The sequence below is a fragment of the Cytobacillus spongiae genome (assembly GCF_021390075.1).
The window spans coordinates 36,008-57,831 of sequence record NZ_CP089998.1 but is presented as its reverse complement, the minus strand read 5'-3'; the positions used below and the strand labels follow the sequence as shown (position 1 = coordinate 57,831).

At 35.1% G+C, this 21,824-nt stretch carries 19 protein-coding genes; 9 read left to right on the top strand and 10 right to left on the bottom strand.

The window, feature by feature from the left end; all coding sequences use genetic code 11:
- Positions 1-35: 35 nt before the first annotated feature.
- The 3 genes from LS684_RS20760 to miaB form a co-directional block, all read right to left on the bottom strand.
- Complete coding sequence (locus LS684_RS20760) at positions 36-572, bottom strand: outer spore coat protein CotE (RefSeq protein ID WP_169215919.1); 537 nt, start codon at positions 570-572, stop codon at positions 36-38.
- Positions 573-884: 312 nt separating this feature from the next.
- Positions 885-1,316 carry a YlbF/YmcA family competence regulator gene (locus LS684_RS20755; RefSeq protein ID WP_169215920.1) on the bottom strand — a complete coding sequence of 144 codons (432 nt, stop codon included), beginning with the start codon at positions 1,314-1,316 and terminating at the stop codon, positions 885-887.
- Position 1,317: 1 nt separating this feature from the next.
- Positions 1,318-2,883, bottom strand: coding sequence for a tRNA (N6-isopentenyl adenosine(37)-C2)-methylthiotransferase MiaB (gene miaB / locus LS684_RS20750; protein ID WP_169215921.1), 1,566 nt, complete (start codon positions 2,881-2,883; stop codon positions 1,318-1,320).
- A 281-nt stretch (positions 2,884-3,164) separates the two neighbouring features.
- Between miaB and LS684_RS20745 the strand changes: the two genes are divergently transcribed.
- Positions 3,165-4,373: a coiled-coil domain-containing protein gene (locus LS684_RS20745; RefSeq protein WP_233811748.1), complete on the top strand. Its 1,209-nt coding sequence runs from the start codon at positions 3,165-3,167 to the stop codon at positions 4,371-4,373.
- 53 nt (positions 4,374-4,426) lie between these two features.
- Here the strand turns inward: LS684_RS20745 and LS684_RS20740 are convergent, their stop codons facing one another.
- A complete protein-coding gene (locus LS684_RS20740; protein ID WP_233811747.1) occupies positions 4,427-5,632 on the bottom strand; it encodes a hypothetical protein in 1,206 nt (401 codons plus the stop codon).
- Positions 5,633-5,800: 168 nt separating this feature from the next.
- On the opposite strand from LS684_RS20740, the gene LS684_RS20735 reads away from it, so the two are divergent.
- Positions 5,801-6,676, top strand: a complete 876-nt coding sequence (locus LS684_RS20735) for a glycosyltransferase (RefSeq protein WP_233812127.1) — start codon at positions 5,801-5,803, stop codon at positions 6,674-6,676.
- Positions 6,677-7,042: 366 nt separating this feature from the next.
- A complete protein-coding gene (locus LS684_RS20730) occupies positions 7,043-7,738 on the top strand; it encodes a galactosyltransferase-related protein (protein WP_233811746.1) in 696 nt (231 codons plus the stop codon).
- A gap of 74 nt (positions 7,739-7,812) precedes the next feature.
- On the opposite strand, the gene LS684_RS20725 is transcribed toward LS684_RS20730, so the two are convergent.
- From LS684_RS20725 to LS684_RS20715, 3 genes are all read right to left on the bottom strand, one after another.
- On the bottom strand, positions 7,813-8,298 hold the full coding sequence (locus LS684_RS20725; RefSeq protein WP_233811745.1) for a M67 family metallopeptidase: 486 nt from the start codon (positions 8,296-8,298) through the stop codon (positions 7,813-7,815).
- 72 nt (positions 8,299-8,370) lie between these two features.
- Positions 8,371-9,537, bottom strand: coding sequence for a hypothetical protein (locus LS684_RS20720; RefSeq protein WP_233811744.1), 1,167 nt, complete (start codon positions 9,535-9,537; stop codon positions 8,371-8,373).
- A gap of 94 nt (positions 9,538-9,631) precedes the next feature.
- Positions 9,632-10,816 carry a BMQ_0737 family morphogenetic spore coat protein gene (locus tag LS684_RS20715; protein ID WP_169215927.1) on the bottom strand — a complete coding sequence of 395 codons (1,185 nt, stop codon included), beginning with the start codon at positions 10,814-10,816 and terminating at the stop codon, positions 9,632-9,634.
- A 720-nt stretch (positions 10,817-11,536) separates the two neighbouring features.
- On the opposite strand from LS684_RS20715, the gene LS684_RS20710 reads away from it, so the two are divergent.
- The 6 genes from LS684_RS20710 (at position 11,537) to LS684_RS20685 (ending at position 19,496) form a co-directional block, all read left to right on the top strand.
- Positions 11,537-12,340 (top strand): coiled-coil domain-containing protein, encoded by an 804-nt coding sequence (locus LS684_RS20710; RefSeq protein WP_233811743.1) that lies wholly within the window; start codon positions 11,537-11,539, stop codon positions 12,338-12,340.
- 448 nt (positions 12,341-12,788) lie between these two features.
- Positions 12,789-14,069 (top strand): nucleotide sugar dehydrogenase, encoded by a 1,281-nt coding sequence (locus tag LS684_RS20705; protein ID WP_233812126.1) that lies wholly within the window; start codon positions 12,789-12,791, stop codon positions 14,067-14,069.
- Positions 14,069-15,664, top strand: coding sequence for a CgeB family protein (locus LS684_RS20700; protein WP_169215930.1), 1,596 nt, complete (start codon positions 14,069-14,071; stop codon positions 15,662-15,664). Before LS684_RS20705 ends, LS684_RS20700 begins: the two co-directional genes overlap by 1 nt.
- A 22-nt stretch (positions 15,665-15,686) precedes the next feature.
- Positions 15,687-16,814: a glycosyltransferase family protein gene (locus tag LS684_RS20695; protein WP_233811742.1), complete on the top strand. Its 1,128-nt coding sequence runs from the start codon at positions 15,687-15,689 to the stop codon at positions 16,812-16,814.
- A complete protein-coding gene (locus tag LS684_RS20690; RefSeq protein ID WP_233811741.1) occupies positions 16,811-17,815 on the top strand; it encodes a glycosyltransferase in 1,005 nt (334 codons plus the stop codon). The genes LS684_RS20695 and LS684_RS20690 overlap by 4 nt, the downstream gene beginning before the upstream one ends.
- A complete protein-coding gene (locus tag LS684_RS20685) occupies positions 17,808-19,496 on the top strand; it encodes an alginate lyase family protein (RefSeq protein ID WP_233811740.1) in 1,689 nt (562 codons plus the stop codon). Before LS684_RS20690 ends, LS684_RS20685 begins: the two co-directional genes overlap by 8 nt.
- Before the next feature lie 90 nt (positions 19,497-19,586).
- Here LS684_RS20685 and LS684_RS20680 read toward each other — a convergent pair whose 3' ends face one another.
- The 3 genes from LS684_RS20680 to LS684_RS20670 all read right to left on the bottom strand — a co-directional run bounded on the left by LS684_RS20680 (position 19,587) and on the right by LS684_RS20670 (position 21,822).
- The gene (locus LS684_RS20680) at positions 19,587-19,769 is read right to left on the bottom strand and encodes a hypothetical protein (RefSeq protein ID WP_233811739.1); all 183 of its coding nucleotides are present in this window, start codon (positions 19,767-19,769) and stop codon (positions 19,587-19,589) included.
- Positions 19,770-20,115: 346 nt separating this feature from the next.
- Complete coding sequence (locus LS684_RS20675; RefSeq protein WP_169215934.1) at positions 20,116-20,817, bottom strand: class I SAM-dependent methyltransferase; 702 nt, start codon at positions 20,815-20,817, stop codon at positions 20,116-20,118.
- Positions 20,818-20,955: 138 nt separating this feature from the next.
- Complete coding sequence (locus tag LS684_RS20670; protein ID WP_233811738.1) at positions 20,956-21,822, bottom strand: 2-oxoacid:ferredoxin oxidoreductase subunit beta; 867 nt, start codon at positions 21,820-21,822, stop codon at positions 20,956-20,958.
- Positions 21,823-21,824: the final 2 nt, after the last annotated feature.

The window sequence follows — 21,824 nt, the reverse complement described above, 5'->3', positions numbered from 1 at the left end:
AAAAAACTAGGAAGAGGCCGTCTTCCTAGTAAACGTTATTCTTCGTCTCCTTCTAAGAAGTCTGGATCTAACTCTTCGAATTCTTCATCATCCAAGTCACAATCCCAGTCTTCATCGTCACAACCTTCAGGATTTACAAGGACACATACTTTTGTTTCTCCTATAACTTCCACTAGGAATTCACGTTCGACGTGAACAATGATCTTGTTACCGTTTGGTGAAATAACCGCTTCGCAGCAATTCGGCTGTTGCAGCACTCTGGCACATACTTCAATATCATCTAAGCAATCAGGGTCACGGTATTTCAGCTTAATGCAATCTGTATACTCTACTCTTTCTGTAACAACAGCTGTCTTACTGTTGTCATTATAAGAGTACCATACGTTAATATCGTACGAACCGTGAACTTCCACCTTCTTACCTACCTTATGTGCTTCATACTGATGATTGATGATCCAGCAGCCTAAAATGCTCGATGGATTATGCGGCGGGCAAATCGTATGATGAGACTGTGTAAATTTTCGTCCCTTCGCTACGACCGCTTTAGTAATAATCTCTCTATATTCTGCCATTCGAGCGAACCTCCTCATTCATTTTCAATTCATCTTATGCGACTAACTAGGTGTTTGTGCGATTAAATTTAATTACATAATGGGATTGTTGCGAGATAATGTATTGTATGCGAATACCTATTGAATGTTCCCTGAAGCACCGGTACACCGGATAGAAAATGATGATGTGATTTTCTTTTCCTTTATGACGATAATTAGCAATTGACGGAAGGATAGAATAGGTTTTTCCCCATACAAAAAGGTCTCTGATGAAAGAATATCCTTTCATCAGAGACCTTTACTATTTATGGACCAGACTCGAACCTTCTTATATTAAGAACAGCTGCCAGGTGTTGAATTTTTCACCTGTGATCCGGTTTCCCCACGGAGTAAGTCTCCGCCTGTGGTTTCAATAATATGATCAGTCACATTATTGGAAATAACAGATGCTACGATTTGCAGGAGATCATTCACATCGGTTTGAGACTCCTTGAATTGTTGAACAACCGGAATGGCATCGATTTCCTTTTCCAGGTTCTCAATCTTTGCTTCGACCATTTTCAGCGCTTCTGTTTTTCCGTAATGTTGGAAGTTGACCGCTTGTTTTTGCAAGCTTTTAATACTTGCAATCATTTCCCGTACTTTTTGATTTTCATGAATTTGAGCTTCTGCGCGTTTGAAGAAATCCACTTCCTCTGTTTCAGCAATCATTGTTGCAAGCTCTTCTGCCCTCTTCATAATATCGTCTTTTGTATACTTTGCCATATTATTTCACCTCTACCGCTTCTTGAAATTCTGTACCAATCCGGCCTTCTTCGATCATTTCCCCATCTAATGACCATGACTTGGCATCCGTTATCTTTACTTTCACTATTTTGCCAATTGCTGTTTTAGGAGCCTTAAAGTTTACAAGCTTACTGCGTCTGGTGTAACCGGCAAGGATATCGGGATTCTTCTTACTTTCCCCATCCACCAGCACCTCTACTACCTGTCCGGTATATTTCTTCATCGCTTCAGCAGAGTATTCTTTTACGACATCATTCAATCGTTGAAGTCGCTCTTTTTTCACTTCCATCGGTACATTATCATTCATCTTTGCAGCAGGAGTACCTTCCCTTGGGGAGTAGATGTATGTGTAAGCCGATTCAAAGCCTACTTCTCTGTATAACGACAGTGTTTCTTCGAATTGCTCATCGGTTTCGTTTGGATAACCAACGATGATGTCTGTTGTAAGAGCGACATCCGGCATTGCTTTTTTGATTTTACGTACTAATTCTAAAAATTGCTCCCGGGTATATTTACGGGCCATGATCTTCAGGACATCTGTGGAACCTGATTGAACCGGTAAATGAATATGTTCAACCAAATTGCCTTTCTTTGAAAGAACTTCGATTAAATGGTCATCAAAATCTCTTGGATGACTCGTTGTGAACCTGATGCGTGGGATATCCACTTTCCTTAGATCATCCATTAAATCACCTAAACCATACTCCAGGTCTTCGATATCTTTCCCGTATGCATTGACATTTTGTCCAAGTAGAGTGATTTCCTGATATCCTTGAGAAGCCAGGTGCCGAACCTCCTGAATAATTTCTTCGGGACGGCGGCTTCGCTCTTTGCCACGTGTATATGGAACGATACAGTACGTACAGAATTTGTCACATCCATACATAATGTTGACCCATGCTTTGATGTTTCCACGGCGCACCTTCGGAAGGTTCTCTATGACATCCCCTTCTTTAGACCATACCTCTACCACCATTGCTTTTGACATATAAGCATCAGAAAGTATGTTTGGAAGACGGTGAATATTATGAGTCCCAAAAATCATATCGACCTGCTGATAAGTTTTCAAAATCTTATTAACTACTGATTCTTCCTGGGACATGCATCCACATACACCTATTAAAAGCTCAGGCTTTTCTCTCTTTAAATGTTTTAGGTGCCCAAGTTCCCCGAATACCTTATTTTCAGCGTTTTCACGAATGGCGCATGTATTTAGGAGGATGACATCAGCATCATCAGTGGAATTTGTCGCTTCATAGCCAAGTGCCATGAAAATCCCAGCCATTACCTCCGTATCATGTTCATTCATTTGACAGCCATACGTTCTTATATAGAACTTCTTACCATTGCCTAAACCCCTAAATCGCTCATCAATGGTAAAGTCATTATGATATTTTATTTCTTCTTTCCCACGCTTTTTGGCATCTTTTAACGACGGTGGGATATAGACACTTTCAAAGTACTTACTGTAATCCTTCTCGGATTTTTGGTCCGATGGAGTGACAGACTTCGATTGTTGTCCATATTTTCGTTGTTCTTCGTTCATGAAAAATCCCCTTTCTACCTCTATAACCAAACCGTTTATCTTCTATTATAAATTCGGCAGAATGAACAATAAAACACTCTTGCACATTATAACAGTATAAAGGTTTTTAAGGATACATACAATAGAGGCGCTTAATTGATGGAATTTGTTTTACACATTCTCTATACGTGGATAAATGGGCTTCCATCCAAGTAACTTACAATGCAAATGGTGCATAACGTAAAGTAAGACAAATACCCAGGGAGGAGATTCAAATAGCAAAGAATGAACTAGAAACTCCTATGTATCACATTGAAAACCAAGAAAGATTATACTTCCATTCAAAAATAGATGAATTAAACCAACTCATAAAAAAACTACAAGAAAGTTATCTGTATGCTGAGGTCCAGCATTATAAAGAACTCGTCCATTCCAAACGACAGCAAATAGAGCATTTAAACAAAGAAATAGAAGTAAACCGGGTTTCTGAGGAAGAACTTCTCAAGGATCGAAATAGATTTAAAGAATGGAAAGAGAAGCTTGAGCATCAAGTAAATGACCTTCATCACCAACTGCTCACCAAAGATCAAATCGTACAAGAGAAGGTTGGGACGATTCATGAAATTGAACAGAAACTGCTGCAAACTGAAACGGAACGAAAAAGCCTTGAACTGTCTTTATCCAAGCTGGACAAAGAAAGCGAATCCGTCCGTCATCAGCTTCACCAGAAGGAAGAACTCCTTGATGAGAAGATCATGTCGATTCATCAACTTGAAAAATTACTCCTTCAATCCGAAAATGAACTCAAGAGCCTCTCGCTTTCCATGTCCAAGTTGCAGGAAAGTCATGACAAGTCAACCTCAGAAAACAATACATTAATGAATGAAAATCAAACCCTGCTTCAATCAAACCAATCCTTAAATACGAAGGTGCAAAGTCAACAACAGCATATTAATGATTTGAATGCTGCATTATCTCATTCTGAAGATACGAAAAAAGAAATGTTTTATAACCTGATAACTAAAACAGAAGAGTTAGAAAAACTATTGTCCGAGAGAAAGCATACTCTTGATTCATTACAGTTTGCAAAAGATCAATTGGTTGAAGCAGAAAAACAGAAAATGCTCTATATAAAAACATTCATCAGCGAATATCAAAAGCACTTTGAAGAGAATGAGTGGTGGTTTTCCAGCCAATTTGCCGATGTTGATCTACGGTCCAAACAACAGGAAGAGAGGATTGATGCAATAGAACAGGGGCAAGAACTTCACTTTCTGCATCAGAATGAAGCCTTGATAGAGAAATTTCAAGAAGTCGAAGAGCGGTTTATAGAATTTATTGAAGAAGTGGATTTGATCCGTGACCATAATTCCAGAATGACCCATAATCTATTTGAACTTAAACGTATGGTAGAAAATCAGAAGCGAAGTCAAACACATATTATCAAACCCCGTTTGAAAGCTTCTTCAGATAAGATGGTCACACGAAGTGATGAAAATACAAGGGAATGACTTATCATAAAAGAAAGTTGCCCGGGAGATCCCATGGCAACTTTTCTCTATGACTAAAAGATAATCCTGATTGTATTGTTGGCATTAAGCTGAAGCCCTTGTTCTTCAAATAAAACAAAACCCAGTATAGTAGACGTTTCCTGTTCCTCAAGGTTTTCCAGCGTAAATTGCATCCCTTCTACCATAATTGATTCACCAGGTGGAATGGTGGATTCCTGAATGGTCTCAATCCAATACTCACCCGTTTCATAAGCCTTTTCCAGCCAGTCTTCCCCCATATACTTCCATCCCTCTGCGCCATTTTGGCCTTGAATGGAAAAAATATCACTCATTTCAGGGGGAAGGATCTGTCCTCCAATTTCAATCTTATCAGGAGGGTTCATCCGCAAGCAGATTTTTGGATTCAATAAGTCAGTGTTTCCCGTATTTTTAATAAACAAGTCGGCTTTAATAGAATATCGTTCCAGTTTACGGTTAGGCAGGACAATATAATCAAAATATATTTCAGCAGAAGATTTCTTCGCCTCTGCTTCCCGTATTTTTCGTTTCGCTTTTTGTTTTTTGATCTCCTCGTATTCTTTATCATCAATTTGGGTTTTCCTAGCCGGTTTCATCAGCTTTCCCCTGTTTTTTCCCGAATCCTCAACATCTTCACCTGCTGTTTTTAATAAATGTAGAACATTCAAATCAAGTAAGGTGGGTTTCTGATTCCCAAGCAATACTTTCAACACACAGTTGGTTAAAATCGCAGGGGATTCATTCAGTAAGAATTCTTCATCATTACACTGGATGGAACATCTAAGGTGGGGAATCGAATGGCTCTCAGGCAATAGATAATACCCATTAAATTGCAGTTCATCCTTATAGATCGAGAGAATCTTTTTTACATTGATGGGATTCAGCTTTTCATTATATCCAAATGAAACAAACCGTTTATCATTTTTTGTTTTACCCGAGACTAATTCAATCAATAGATCCCCCTCACTGAGCCCTTCTGAATTATCCAAAAATGCAATATCTATTCCATAATGAATTAATACCTCTTTGACTTTTTTATTTATCTTTTCATTTATGCTTTCATTCGATGTGTTCACTGATAGCCATACTTTCTTTCCGTGTAGGGAACTATTCACTTCCACCGTTTGTTCTTCTTTGTTCCAATGATAATGATATTGATTCTCCACACAAAAAAATTGGATGGCTGATAAACAATAATCGGGAACTGATCCCCAATCCTGATCATTGATCTTTAATTTCATTTACTGGCTCACCACCCCTGGTTCTTAGTCGGTCTTTTTATCTTATGATTCATGTCGACTATCTATGATGCAATCTCATAAGCTTGAATTCCAAAAAACACCAACAGAAATTATTGACATAAGATAAATGGATGAATATTTATGTGAAGGAGAGAAAATGACGTGGAAATGGATCATACGAAGGTATCTATCATCTTTCCTGTGAAAAATGAAGGTGTAAACGTTAAGAACACATTGACTTCACTTTTTTCCACAAATACTTCTATTGACTACGAAGTGATTATAGTTGACGATGCTTCTGAAGATCGGTGTTGTGATTTCATAGAAAAATCTCATTTTAAGAACAAAGTCAAGTTAATTAAAACGGAAGGAGTCGGTCCCTCGGTTGCACGTAATATAGGGGCAGAAAACACTGCATCTGACTATTTACTGTTTTGTGATGCTCATTTATCTTTCGAGCCATTCTGGATAGATAAATTGTTGACACCTCTCAGATTGAATATGTCAGATGTTGTTTGTCCTGCCATCGCTTCAATGGACGACCCGAAGATTGTAGGATATGGACAGACGTTAAACAGCAGCTTACGAATACAATGGCATAAGAAAAAGCCAATGTTATTCAACACCGCAGTCATTCCAGGAGGGTGTTTCTTAATCAAACGAGATGCCTTTTTTAAAGTGGGTGGATTCGAAACAGGATTTAGGACCTGGGGACATGAGGATGTAGAATTATCGATTAAGCTTTGGTTGTTCGGTTATCGATGCAGCTGTGAGCCATCCGTGACGATCAAACATTTATTCAGGAAGTCTCACCCTTACAAGGTAGATTATGATGGAGTGTATTATAACTTATTGCGAATGGCGTACCTTCATTTCAATGAAGCTAGAATTAAAAAAACGAAGGATTTAATCGTTCACAGGAGTGCCAAAAAAATTGACCGCCTTGTTCTTAAGGATGGAGTGGAGCAAAGAAGAAATAAATATTTAAAAAGCCGGGCTTTAAATGATGAGTGGTATTTTAAACACTTTAACATCCCATTTTGAAAACGAAAACCATTTCTTTTTGTAATAAAGAAATGGTTTTTAATATTATAATGTCCTAATTTACCGAGGTGATATTTTAACTTGTAAATGTTTGTCCAGGCAATTTCATTTCTCTTTGCATATTATAAGAGGGTAAAGAAAATGATCTCAATTTGAGGTAACTGTTTTTGGGTGTTAGTAAAATGGTACTATGTAGTGATGGGTTCAATGGAGTTACAGACAGCATATTTAATAGAAGTGAACAAGAAAGTACATGCGATTAACTAAATTGTTTCTACATTGAGATCGATAATCGATATAATATATGAAAATTGATAGAGTTACTATTCTTATTCTTTTAATCTTTTTCGTTGAAAGGAGGTGCTTATGATGATTAACTTTTCAATCATCATCCCTTTTTACTCAAATGACCCCTATCGAAACAAAGCGTTAAAAGTTGTAAGACATTACTACAAAACATTGTTTCCTAATACAGATATTCTTATAGCTACTGAAGGAAATGATCCTTACTCCAAGTCCTCTGCAATAAACAATGCAGTACAAAAGGTTAACACTCATTTCATTGCGATTATAGATGCCGATATACTTTGCCCCAAAAATACCATCCTATCAGGTTTAAAACATCTTCCATATTTCCCGCTTGTCCTTCCTTATAACAAAGTGTTTGATTTGTCCCGTTCTATGTCTGAAGGGATATATGACAAACCAAACAATTCTCTAAACACCTCCATTTTACATGGCAAACTTCGACACAATCAGAAGTCGGTCCCTGTGGGCGGAATAAATTTAATTCAAAAAGCATGCTTTTTGAAGGTTAAAGGATTTGATGAACGTTTTAAAGGATGGGGTGGTGAGGACGATGCTTTCGTAGCGGCTTGCGATACAATGTGTGGTCCTCATAAAAGATTGTCCGGTGGCATTTATCACTTATGGCATCCAACAAAAAAAGCTGAAGCAAACCCATACTATTCTAAAAACCATAAGATGGTTACGGAATATTTTAAAGCCTATAATAAAAAAGAAGAAATGATGAAAATTCTTACGAAAAGGGATCGTTTTTGAGGTTTTACGCTGTGATAAATTATTATTAAAAAAGAGTTCTGCTTTATGACAGAACTCTTTTTTTAGGGGTTGAATCAACCAAAAACTTCGAGATGAACTTCTTTCACATTACCTTTTGAAATTATATAACATCGAATGTCTGCCTTAACCTTTCCTATTGCTATGATAAAATAGTAAACCGGTTGACTAGGGGCATGGTTTATATCATCGGTGGATGGTACTGCTTTTCCATAAGGATGAGAATGATAAATTCCCACCGGTTCTTCATTGTTTTTTTTCATTTCACTCATAATTCTATCTTGATCATCGATATCAATGGAGAACGTATAAGGAGAAGGGTTTGTGTTTTTTGCCGGCCAAACATGTTTACATACTTTCCTATGACCAGAAATAAATCCACATGCTTCATTTGGAAGTTCCTTCTTACATTCCCTTATGAGTAGATGTCTTAATTTTTTTGAAATATACACTTTTTCTTTAGGCGTTGCACCCGCATCCCTTAAATCTAAACTTTGTTCGTTTCGCTTCCATTTTCTTCTTTTGTTCTTTTTTGATCCCAATGGGTACACTCTTTTGCTGTTTGTAAATTTTATTTAGGTCATTAGATTGCATTTTTTTCCCCCCTTTCAAATTCAACGGATGTATTTGTTGGGATCAAACATGGTCCGTTTCCCTTCAGGAGCCATGGGTAGGTTTCCGAACTCTTCAAATTGTGGGTTCCCCTGGTCTGCTTTTTCCCTTTGCCGCTTCATTTTAGAATAGAGATCATTTTTTTTAATGGACTGTGATTTCTGATTTTGTCGAAGCAAAGTCAATTCCTTTTCAAGCGCCGCTTCTCTCTGGTTTTTTTCCTCCTGCTTTTCTGTGTTTTTTTCAGTCATTAACTTCAATTGTTTTTCAAGATCTGTTTCTCTTTGTCTGAATTCTTCAATTTGATTCCTTAATGCCTGAAGTTCATCCTCATAGTGCATCTCAATTTTCTTTAGCTCTTCATGCAAGGCACTCATTCTCTGTAAATAATTCTGAGTGGCTTCGTCTCTTTCATTGTTCTTAGTCAATGATTCTTTTACTTCATTAAAATGGTCAGAATACGATTCTAATTGTTCTTCAATTAGATTAAGCTTTTTTATTACCTCAGGATGATTAGAATCTTGTTTCCCCCATAAAAAATTCCACATTTTCGAATACCACCTTTCTTTTTTCCTCTTCATGTATTGCCTCTGCTGCTTTCTTATCCATGCTAACTGAGATTTATAGGCTATTGAATTAATCTCAAACTCTAATGGCCTTTTGTTATCAGATATAAAATACTCATTGGCTTCGATCAACATAGAGATTACTTCATTTTTAACTCTGTCCATCATCGTTTTTTTATAACTATATGTGTTCTCATACAATACCCTTATTTCTGGGATGACTGGAGGGAGTAAAAGCTCATCAACCTCCCTCAATTCTTTTCCAGCAGTGAGGGATACCAGTTCTAAACTACTACTTTCTTCATCTGTTGATTCAGATTCAATTGAAAATTGTCCTCCATTTCGTTCATATTTTGATTCACTCTCTACAAGTAAATAATCAATTTGTTCTGTCAACAATTGAATGGTTTGATGATTCTCCGCGACCTCTAATTGATACACCTTATGTTTTGCTCTTTCACGGGACAATTCCTCTGACACACTCTTCATTCGCCTTGAATAATGACTATAGAGAGACTCAAGTTCTTCAGATAGCATTTGAATGTCATTCATGAATTTCGGATAGACTGTGATGTTTATCGCTTCATTCTCCTCCTTTATCACCCATATACACCCCCACAGATTTCTTTTTATTATCTTATGTATTATCTGTTTTACATGTTAAAAAGGGAGAGAGATTCCTCTCTCCCTCATTCAATTAGCTATCCAACCCACTAAGCAGGTCACCAAATGTATCACACTCACCGAATTCTACCAACGCTTCAACAACTCCACTATCAAAGATGACAACATTAGCTGTGTTTCTCAAGATCAAGCGGAAGCCTTCTGCGATAGGACCCAGTAGTCCTGTAAAAATCTGTAATTCGTAGAATAATTGTTCAGGAGCTCCGTCAAAGTAACGGATACCTTCTCCTACAGCTGTCAATGAGTCGTCTCCACAAGTGACGCTATCAATGGAAGATGGATCAAAATTAAAGCTGAAGTCTGGTTGGAATCCTGTGCCAGTTGGAGTTGGTGTAGGGCCTACTTCAGTATCGGTAAAGGAATAGGACCATGTGCTATCAGCCAGTGAACATTCCTGACAAATTTCTGCTCTGAGAGTGGATAGACCGGTTACTTCATCTGCTGATGCTCCTGAGCCAAATGTTGCCGTTGTATCTTCATTTCTTGCAAGGGCCGTCGCCTGGCATTCACAGTTATCAACCGGGAATAATCCTGGGCATTGACGAGGGAATTGCAGTAAGCTCAAATCACACTTAAGTCTGTCTTCTGGTACTGGAATATTATTTGGACGTGGGAAACAGAATTTAGCCAGTACTTCAAGCTTAACAGGATATTCAACTTGAACATCTTTACATAGAACGACTTTTAACGGGATCATTGGTCCAAATGGATCCGGTCCCATTAATACACCGCCGGAAGACGCAATTACTTGTGTCGCTCTGATGTTTAAGTTGTCGTTTGTGATGCCTGTAGGTACGCAAAGCATAATTTCATCAGTGAATTGAGTACGGACTGTGAATGAACATACTGCTACTCCATCGATTAGGATCGTCACTTCCACTGGTACTGTCCACACGATCAGAACTTTTCCAGGATTTCCATTTTCAATGATGGTACCTGTTACACTGACGTCAGATGGATCTACTGGAGCCGTTTGCACCTCTACTCTCTGACCTGCCGCCAGTGCCGCACTGACTGCTTCACGACAAGCTTCATCAGGAATAAAGTTCTTGTTTTCGTACCTGTTCGCAAAGAATACCCAGTCATAAACTTTGTCTACTCGGATACATTCAGGTGCCAAGTCGTTTGGATCCAAAGGAATACCTGTTGGCGTTGGTGTTGGAGTCTGGGAACCCCTAATTTGTTTACGCTTCTTCAAAAAAATCCTTCCTTTCCTTAAATGAATATTAGATTTCTATCACACTATATCCTATGGACTTGGAAGAAAATGGTATAGATAAAATACCTATTTTTTCCAAATAATTCCCGTAATAAATAATAGACACACTAATAGTCGTTTTAAACGATAAAAAAATAGGCTTATCATATAGACATTTGCCAGTACTCCAATATCAAAGCCGGCATATCATATACCATAAGGAAAGGGGGAATATATTTTACCAAACAATTTGCTCCACCTTAAATGTGAAATCATGTCACCATTATAAAAATGACATTCATATAAAGCACTGTAGAAACAAGCTTCATTAAGGTTACGCTTACTCTTTAAATGAATATGACGAACGTAAACGCTTTTCTTATCATTGCAATGATATTCATTATAAATATAAAAGCCATGTAAACACTGGGAGGTTTTCATGGCTTATTTCAATGGACACGTAGCGTTCATCCATCTGATTACATATACATATAAGTAAAACAGCAGAAGGAGTCTGTCGACATGAGACAACTTTCCCCCATCCAGCTGCAGCAGCAGATCATCCATTATAAATCTGAATTGGAAAAGTACAAAAGAAAATGTGAAACATTGGAGGACGAATACCTCGCCAAGAAATATAAAGCCCTCAAAAAAGAAAATCGTCAATTACAAGCCTATATAGATACCCGGAATCAGGAACTTACTAGCAAGGAAGCCGAAATGAAACAAGAAACATTAAAATATCACTTACTGCTCTCCTCACAGGAAAAGGAAATGAATAAGCTCCGTTCTTCTTTCAACCAGCTTAAAGAACAACTCCAAAAACATACTCTTCAAGTAAAGCTTTCAATAAAACATAATGAATATTTACTTCAAAGAAAAGAGGCGCAGCAAGGAGAGATTCTCTCATTACAGGAAGAGAACAGTTATCTCAGAGATGAGAATGAATGTTTATGGAGAAGGATAAAAATGTCAGAGAAACAATTATATAGAGAAGAAATCGACTCTTGGCAACTTGAAGAACTTCTGAAGGATTTCAAAGAGAAGTTGGATTACAGTACTCAGTGTTTCGAGATGGATATTACATTTGCCGATGATGAAAAAAGCCGACTCAAGGACATTAATCAATTATTAGAAACCCAGTTGTACTTAACAGAAATCGAATTATACGAAACTCACAGACTCCAGAAAGAATCCGATCTCTACTATAAAAACATCATCCATTTTCAAAAACAAAAACTTTCTGAAGCAGATCAACGCCAAAAGAATAAGGAATCGTTTCTCCAACAAAAAGAGCAGGAAATAAAAGAACTACACCAGGATAAAACAGAATATATCACTGCCCTCAAAAGCGTAAGGGAAAGCATCAGACAAATGAAAGGTGAAGTCTTTGCAATCGATAAAGAACCAACCTCTGTAGAAGATACCCTAACAAAATATGAGAATTCCATTCATCACCTTCAATATACAAATGCATTGTTGCTCCAGGAAATCAATAAAATAAAAAACAAACCGGGTCCCTAAAGAGAAACCGGTTTTTTTCTATTATATATACCTTCACCAGATACACAAAAAAACATTTTCTCCTATAGTTGTTGTAAACATGACCTTTTTAAAATAGTGCATGAAAGTCCACATCAAATACTGGTCCAATATCATTATTCTACGTATTAGTTTCTCCATGTTGAATCACTTCAACATTGATTTACCTGAGCCTCTTTATTCAAGGTTGAATAAGTTCGACGTTGGTCATTTTGTACTTGTATTCATCAACAATATGACAGATCAAATACAAAAAGATTAAAAACGCTGTGATGATTTATTCCTTCCTTCATTGTTAATCATTTATCATTCGTTTTTTTGCATTATTATATTTTACATATTTTTACATATATAGGTACCCATCCACTCAATCTATTTATCTTGTACATATGCTTATAGAGTAGAAAAAATATAAAGGTGATGATTGATGATGAGTATGAAACTATGTGTTATGGGACTTGGATATATTGGCTTACCCACTGCGGTTATGTTTGCACAGCATGGATTAGAAGTCGTTGGTGTGGATATTAATGAAAATGTAATAAATCAATTAAAGAATAGAAGCCTCCACATTGAAGAACCGGGCTTAAAGGATCGCTTCCATTCTGTTATGAATTCAGGGAAGTTGACCGTATCAACCGTCCCAACTGAAGCGGATGTATATATTATTGCTGTCCCTACTCCTATTACAAAAGACAAAGAAGCTGATTTATCTTATGTGATCAGTGCTACAGAAGCAATACTACCTTTCCTAAAAAAGGACAACCTAATTATTCTCGAATCAACTGTACCCCCAAGAACTACTGAGGATATTCTTCTGCCTATACTTTCCCAAACCGGCTATAAAGTTGGAATAGATTTACTCGTTTCCCATTCTCCAGAAAGAGTGCTTCCAGGAAGATTATTTGAGGAATTGATTGAAAATGATCGCATCGTTGGTGGAATAAATGAAGAATCCTGCCTGAAAACCGTATTCCTCTATAAAAAATTTGTAAAAGGAAATATTTATATGACCGATGCAAAGACGGCAGAGATGGTCAAACTTATTGAGAATACGTATCGTGATGTAAATATTGCATTAGCGAACGAATTGGCTGTAATTGGAGAACAGCTGGACATCAATATTTGGGATGCCATTAAACTTGCCAATTATCATCCAAGGGTGAATATTCACTTCCCTGGGCCTGGAGTTGGCGGTCATTGTATTGCAGTGGATCCATGGTTTATTGTTGAAAAATCCCCAGAAACATCTAAATTAATTCATTTATCAAGAACAATCAATGAAACTGCCCCCTCCAGAATTGTAAATATTATTGAACAAACAGTAAAAGACATTGACGATCCTATAATCACCCTATGCGGGCTTGCCTACAAAGGCAATATTGACGATGTTCGAGAAAGCCCTTCACTTGTCATCATGTCTGAACTAATAAAGAAAGGATACAAGCTTAAATTACATGATCCTCTAGTCAAAGAGAATTTCGCTAACAAATACGTTCATTTTGAGGATGCCATTGATAACACGGATTGCCTGGTTTTTTTAACCAGACATGATGGATATTTGAAATTGAATTTAACTGATTACAAAGAAAAGTTCAATCATAGGAATGTTGTTGATACTATCAACTTGTTGAATCATGAAATGTTACAAAATGAAGGATTTGATACTTACTTAGTTGGATATAACAATCTTGAAAAGGAGGAAAAGTAGTGATTGCATTGTCAAATGTAAAAGTGGCGTGTATTTTAGACGAATTTTCTTATGAATGTTTTAGGCATGAATGCAAATTCATTAAAGTATATCCTGAAAATTGGCAATCGGCACTTATCAGAGAAAAACCAGATATATTATTCGTAGAATCTGCTTGGCAAGGAAATGAGTCTAGATGGCAATTCAAAATTGGAAATTACCAGAATAATGACTATAGAGACTTAAAAATGTTAACTCAATGGTGCAGATCTCAAGGTATACCTACTGTATTCTGGAATAAAGAAGACCCTGTTCATTTTGACTTTTTTATTAAAGCCGCTAAATTGTTTGATTATGTCTACACTACAGATGAAAATTGTGTTGAAAAGTATAAAACATATTTAGGTCATAACAGGGTACAAACTTTGACATTTGCCGCTCAACCAAAATTACACAATCCAATACGTGTCACTGGTTATAAAGAAAAGAACATTATGTTTGCAGGTAGTTATTATGGGAAGCAGCACCCAGAACGAAATCAAGATGTTCACCTACTTTTAGATGTTGCTTCAATATATGGGTTAGATATATATGATAGGAATTACAATAAAAATTCTGTATTTAAATTCCCGCAAAAGTATAAGCGTTATATCAGGGGTTCACTTGAATATCAACAACTCGTTAATCATTGCAAAAAATATAAGATATGCTTAAATGTTAATTCTGTAAAAAATTCAAACACAATGTGTTCCAGAAGACTTTTTGAACTACTGGCATCTGGAGTTTCGGTTGTAAGTACAAATTCGAATGCAATTCAAAGCATGTTTAGTAATTTAATTTCAGTAGTTGCCAACAAAACTGATGCAAATTTTATTATATCAAGCATTTTAAATAGAGAAGATTGGAGGAAAATAAGAGAAGTTAAAGGTATCAGGTTAATTTACGATCACCACACTTACACACACAGAATATATAATATATTAAAAAGTTGTAAAATACCTGTAGAAAACCCCTTCTTTAAAGATATATTAGTGTTAGGATATGCGGATACACTTAAAAAAGTCGAATTACTTCTTTCTTCATTTAACAAGCAAAATTATAGAAATAAGAAATTAATCATCTTTATAGAAAACTCACTGCCATTGGATAGGTTCAATAACATTCATCATAAAGATTATATTGAATTTATCAAAATTACTAACACAAACATTAAATTATCTGATTATTGTAAAGGGAGTACCTTTGCTGCGTTATTCTATCCAACGAATTATTATGGACCTCATTATTTAAAAGATTTATATAACGGGGCAATTTACTCTGAAGCATCAATTGTTGGTAAAGCAGGTTACTATCAAAGGAGATCTACTGGAAATATTGCTTTACTAAATAAAGATGAGCACTTTGTATACAATAAAAATATATTAAATACAGGAAGTATAATAAAACATGAATTCATTGAAACTTCTCAATTGACTTTGACAGACTTATTAAATCTCAAAAGTTTCAGGAATAAAATTGTAGATCAAATATGCTTTTCTATAGATCCATACAATTTCGTTAATAGTGAAAAAGACATCAACAACGAGTATCAATTAATTGATAAAGTGAAAGTTTAAAGAGGTGGTGACTTTGAATAGAATGAGGAAAATAGCGATATATGCAGAGATAGATTTAAATATTATAGATGGGTCCTCCATTTGGTTAGTATCCTTAGCTGAAATGCTACTACAAGATAATAACAATTCCGTTAAAGTAATAGTATATAAATCAATCAAAAATAAACAATTGATAAATCCTTTGTTGAAATACAAAAATTTCCATATGGTAGACAGTCACTCTACAGGTAAATTAACCCAAATAGGTGCACTTCAGCAAATAGATTTACTATTTAGTAAAGAGAAATTTGACTTGTTAATTGTAAGAGGATTCAATTTCTCAAAATTTTTAGTGAGTAATTCTAACGACCTAATAAGAAACAAGGTTTGGTTTTACTTTACAGATTTCCCTACGTCGCAGTCCAATAAAGACGATATTGAACAATTTAAGCGGATTCTTAAGTTTTCCAACAAGATTCTATGTCAAACAAATGAACTGTTACAATATTACAAACAAAAATTGAATACCAATGATAACATTTTCCTTTTACTCCCACCTTTACTCCCTAAAATTCATACAACTTCAAACACTTCATTTCTTATTAACAATCAAATAATATATGCCGGAAAGTTATCCCCATATTGGATGATGCCAAATATGATTTTTGCTTTCAACAAAATTAAAGACCCTAAATTGAAATTTTTAATAATCGGAAATAAATTTCATAATCACCCGTATAAAGAAAATTATAAGGAAATGGTAAAGAAAGCACTTAGTTCGAACACATATATTAAATGGATTGAGAGTGCCTCTCGAGAAGAAGTATTTAGAAACATTAAAGAGAGTTATATCGGTATTTCATGGAGAGATTCTTCATTAGATCATTCAATGGAGATATCCACTAAAGTATTGGAATATGGTTTGTTTCATAAACCAGTTATATTAAATCGAACTAAACTTCATGAAAATTTATTTGGTACTGATTATCCATTGTACGCCAATTCTGAACTTGAATTCATTAAAAAAATCAAATTAGCATTTGACAATAAAGATATATATAATCTTGCTGCTGAGCGAATCCATCAAGTAAGTTTAAGACACACATTTGATTCTGTTTATCAAAAAATTCTGCCTCACATAAAAGGATCTTCAAGAGGTGAAAATCAATGATCAAATTGTTAATAGCTGGCCATGACTTGAAATTCACAAAAGAAATTATCGATTACTTTAACAATCACCCCCGATTTGAACTCAAGATTGATAAATGGAGTGGACACGAGAAACATGATATCAAAAAAAGTACTCAGTTACTTCAATGGGCAGATATCATCTTTTGTGAATGGGGTCTAGGTAATTCTGTATGGTACTCTCAACATAAACTCCAAAAGCAATTATTGATTATTAGAATGTTAGGACAAGAAAGAATGTCTCAATTTACCCAAAAGATACTGTGGGAAAGAGTCGATAAAGTGATCTATGTGTCTTCACATTTAAGAAAAATAATCGAATCAAAGAATAAGATACCTTCTAATTTAGGTAAAGTTATTCCCAATGTAGTAGACACTAGCAAATTTACAAACAAGAAAATCGATAGTTCAATATACAATATAGGAATTATCGGATTCGTGCCCAAACTAAAGAGATTAGACATAGCTTTAAATATTTTTGAAGAGCTATGGAAATATGATGCAAGGTACAAATTATTTATAAAAGGGAAACAGCCAATGGAATATAATTGGTTATGGAGAAACAAACAAGAAAGAAAATATTATGAAGATATTTTTAAAAGGATTAAAATATCTCCTTGGAGAAATAGTGTTTTTTTTGATGGATGGGACAATGATGTACCTTCATGGTTAAATAAGATTGGCTATATTCTATCCACAAGTGATTTTGAAAGCTTTCATTTATCAGTTTCAGAAGGCATGGCCTCGGGAGCAGTACCTGTTATAAGAAACTGGGAAGGTGCATCAAACATATACCCTACTCAGTTTATTTATAACAATATTCATGAGGCAGTAGCGTTAATTAAAAATCAAAGTTCTCATAAAAATCTAGAACAAATTCTTATGCATCATGTTAAGAATAACTTTGACAAAAACATGATTGTTACTATGATAGAAGACATCTTCACAAAACTCTTTTTAGAGAGGGGTCTAACACATGAGTGAAGGAAGAATTCTTTATAGTTGGCCAGAGGATAAGCAAAAAATAGTTCAGTTTTATAAAGATAAAAAAACAAATTTGCAAATAAAAAAATTACAAGATTTGCTTATAAAACCTTTAAATAAGAATAATTATATGTACTCAAGTGAAAATATACTAAAGGGAAATTTCAGCTTCCCTTCCTATGGAACAATAAATTTCACTAATGGTATCGACTGGGAAAACAAAAGTAATCGATCTAGATCGTTTCTAAGACAACTACATGGACATTTCTTTTTAACAGATTTGATTGCCTCTTTTGCTAAACTCGGAAAAAAGGAATATATCACCTATGGATTTTCAATTATTAAAGATTGGATTAGTAAAAATCCAAAACCCATTCCTAAACATAAAATGGCATGGAGCGATGAAGTAACTGCTAGAAGATTAGTTATTTGGATCCATTTTTTTGATTGTGCCAGGAGTTTACTAAGCGAAAAGGAAATATCTTTTTTTTACGAGAACATCTTATTGCATGTTAACTTATTACGAACAGAATCTTTTCATACTACAAATACAAATCATGGTATGTTTCAAGATGAGAGCTTATTAGTCTTTAGTGAATATTTTAATAATATTAAAGAAAGTAATGAAATAAAAAAGTTAGCAATAAAAAGATTAACAAATTATTTTAATTATATCATTTCCAGTGAAGGTGTCCATTTAGAACATTCTCCTAGCTACCATCAGGTTATTTCCAATGCCGTATTGCGGTACGCTAAATTTTTCGAAAATAGCCTCGATCATCATTTCTTTTCTCAAAAATACGATTCACTAGCTGACTATGCCACATATATCATTAAACCTGACGGAAGATGGCCATTAATAGGAGATACATTCTTTAAAGATATTCCCTCTTCTCATCTTTGGCCACATGACAAACATTATTTATATGCTATTAGTAAAGGATTTAAAGGACTACCTCCACCCTATATAGATAAAGTTTTTCCTCAATCTGGATATGCAGTGTTTAGAGATGAATGGAAAAAAGGTAATGGTGGAACTTATTTATTATTTTATGCAGCTTACTATACTAGCTATCATAAGCATTGTGATGATTTGTCAATTTGGCTTTACTCAGATGGTGACATTCTTGTTGAAAGTGGACCAAATGGGTATGATTATGAAGACCCTTTCACTAAATATGCTTATTCATCATTTTCTCATAATACTTTAATTGTGGATGATACAAGCCTTCCAAGAGTGGACAATAAATTTAATCATGTGAAAATTCAGCAATATAAAATTGGAAAAGATTATTCAGAAGTGAAAGGTATAAACAGACGATATCCCGGTGTAGTTCATGAAAGGACAATAAAATATCAAAAAAGTCAGAAATTCATTAAAGTACATGATAAAATTATATCAACAAAAATGCACAATTATAAAGTTTTATGGCATTTCGCACCTGATATCGATGTGCAACACAATTCTAATGAAGTAATTTGTTTTAGAAATAGTAGAAAAGTAATGAAACTGTCTATTCATTCAAAAAGCAATATTAAAACTCGACTGTTAAGAGGCTCGAAGGACCCCGTACTAGGATGGTTTATTGGTCAAGATGCAAAAAAAACACCTATCAATACATTAATCATTGAGACAAATGATATTAATTCAGAAATCATTAGTAACCTTCAATTATATTAACTGATGAAAAACTTTAGAGATGACTGCACACCTGTAAAAAAAGTCCTAAGCGGATTGTGAATGACCCCTATATTGAACAGGGGTCATTTTTCATTTCCCGCTAATGAGATTATATCTGTATTCTTGTTTCAATGTGTTTTTTAAAAAAGTGGTTACGTATTTTTCTACATCCATCTCTTGTTCTTCTAGTGTTAGAGATTTAGAAGATGGACGACCAGTTTTTCCTACTCCACTGCCTTTGATTAAAAGCCACTCATACCCAGTTTTTATCAACTTCTATCCATCAGTTTAAGCACTTTTCGAATTGATCATTTCTTAGATTTAAGCCAAGCTCAATATTGGTTTTGAAGGGAATGTTAGCTAATAGTCAGATACTCTTTTAAAACTGGGTGGCAAGAAAAAGAGCTCTGGTAATCCCAATAAAAGTTTTGAGTAGCTTTTAATGCCTTTTTTGTAAAAAATATAGACCTTTTTAATGATAATCAATTTTTCGGTCAAATTTATGAATCATGATTAACGGGTTATTCTTTCAAAAACTTGAAGAACCCAAATATGTGGACCTTTAATCATTGTCCTATATTCGGGTGAAGTTCAAGAAATTTGTTAATTGGCTTTTAAACTATGTTTCTTTGCTATCATTCAGCTTTTTTTGATAATTTAATTGATCAAGAAGCTTTCTTTCTTTTTTAAAAAATCCCTTTTCTATTTCTTCTACTAATTTTATTGGAATGCTAACATCAACATTTTCTTCTACTTCTATTTTCCTTTCACAAATAAGACCAATCCAACTTTCAATCATTTCAACTTTTTGTATTTTCATATATGGGTAAAGTTCTTTGTACAATTCTGCCAAGTATAAAGTTCTTAAATGTCCTGGATGTTCATTGATTCCAAAAGGGATTGTTACAATCACTCTACCACCTTTACTTAGCATTTTATATACTTTTTTAATGATTAATGATGACTCTTCGAAATGTTCTAAAATCTCTGTTAATAATATACAGTTAAATTTTCTATTAACATCATAATGAAGATAATTTGCATGGATTAATTCCACTTTCTCTCTTGTTGATTGTTTTTCTTTACTCAATTCTTTTTTTGCATATTGAATTGCTTCTTTTTCTATATCAACGGCTGTAACATGTATACCTTTTCTAGCTAATAATATATCAATAATCCCTTGACTGCATCCCACATCTAAAACTTTTTCGCCAACAACATGATTTAAGATCCAATTTATTCTTTTTATTGTTTTAGATTTCATATATTCGCCCATTTCACCATAATATGCTTCATTAACTCTATCAAGATTATTTTTCATCTTTTTCCCCCCACAGAATGTTCTTTTATATTTATTATATGTAAAACATCATTCCTTGATTGGACAGTTTAATCTCGATAATAAAAAAGAGAGATTAAGCGCAATTGCACCTAATCTCTCTTTTTGAAAAAGCTATTATTACATAAATTCCTTCACCAATTCATCAAATTTACGTTCATCTAATCTTAAATCGTGAGTACTCAGGGGTTCTTCGGAATACCCAGCCACAAGATCCTGGTATGAAGGCTGTTCTTTGTTTTGATAAATCAATCCCGTCACCAGTCCATCCTTTTCCATGAGGGTATTCATTGCCTGCTCCCGATTAGATGGGTCATATCCTTCCACATCAGCAAGCTTTGTAAGATTCTCTTTGAACCAATCGTACGTATTGATTTTATTATAGGTTACACAAGGGCTGAACACATTAATAAATGAAAACCCTTTATGATTAAGTCCCGCTTCGATTAATGCTGTCAATTCCTTTAAGTCAGACGAAAAGCTTTGGGCAACAAAAGTTGCACCCGCCGTCAGGGCCATTTCCATCGGTGCCAGTGCCGGCTCGATGCTCCCCTGAGGCGTTGATTTTGTCTTGAATCCAGTTGAAGAACGTGGAGATGTCTGTCCTTTTGTCAGTCCATAAATCTGGTTATCCATAACGATGTACGTCACATCTACATTACGGCGAATCGCGTGGATCGTATGTCCAAGTCCGATGGCAAATCCATCTCCATCCCCACCTGAAGCGATGACAGTTAAATCCTTATTGGCCATTTTTAATCCTTGGGCGATGGGAAGAGAACGTCCATGAATCCCATGAAAACCGTATGAGTTAATGTAACCTGAAATACGTCCTGAGCAACCGATACCTGAAACGACTGCCAATTGTTCAGGATTCAGTCCTACATTTGCAGATGCTCGTTGAATCGCTGCCTGTACAGAGAAGTCACCACATCCAGGACACCAGTTGGGTTTAACATTATTTCTGAAATCTTTAAAGGTAGCCATGG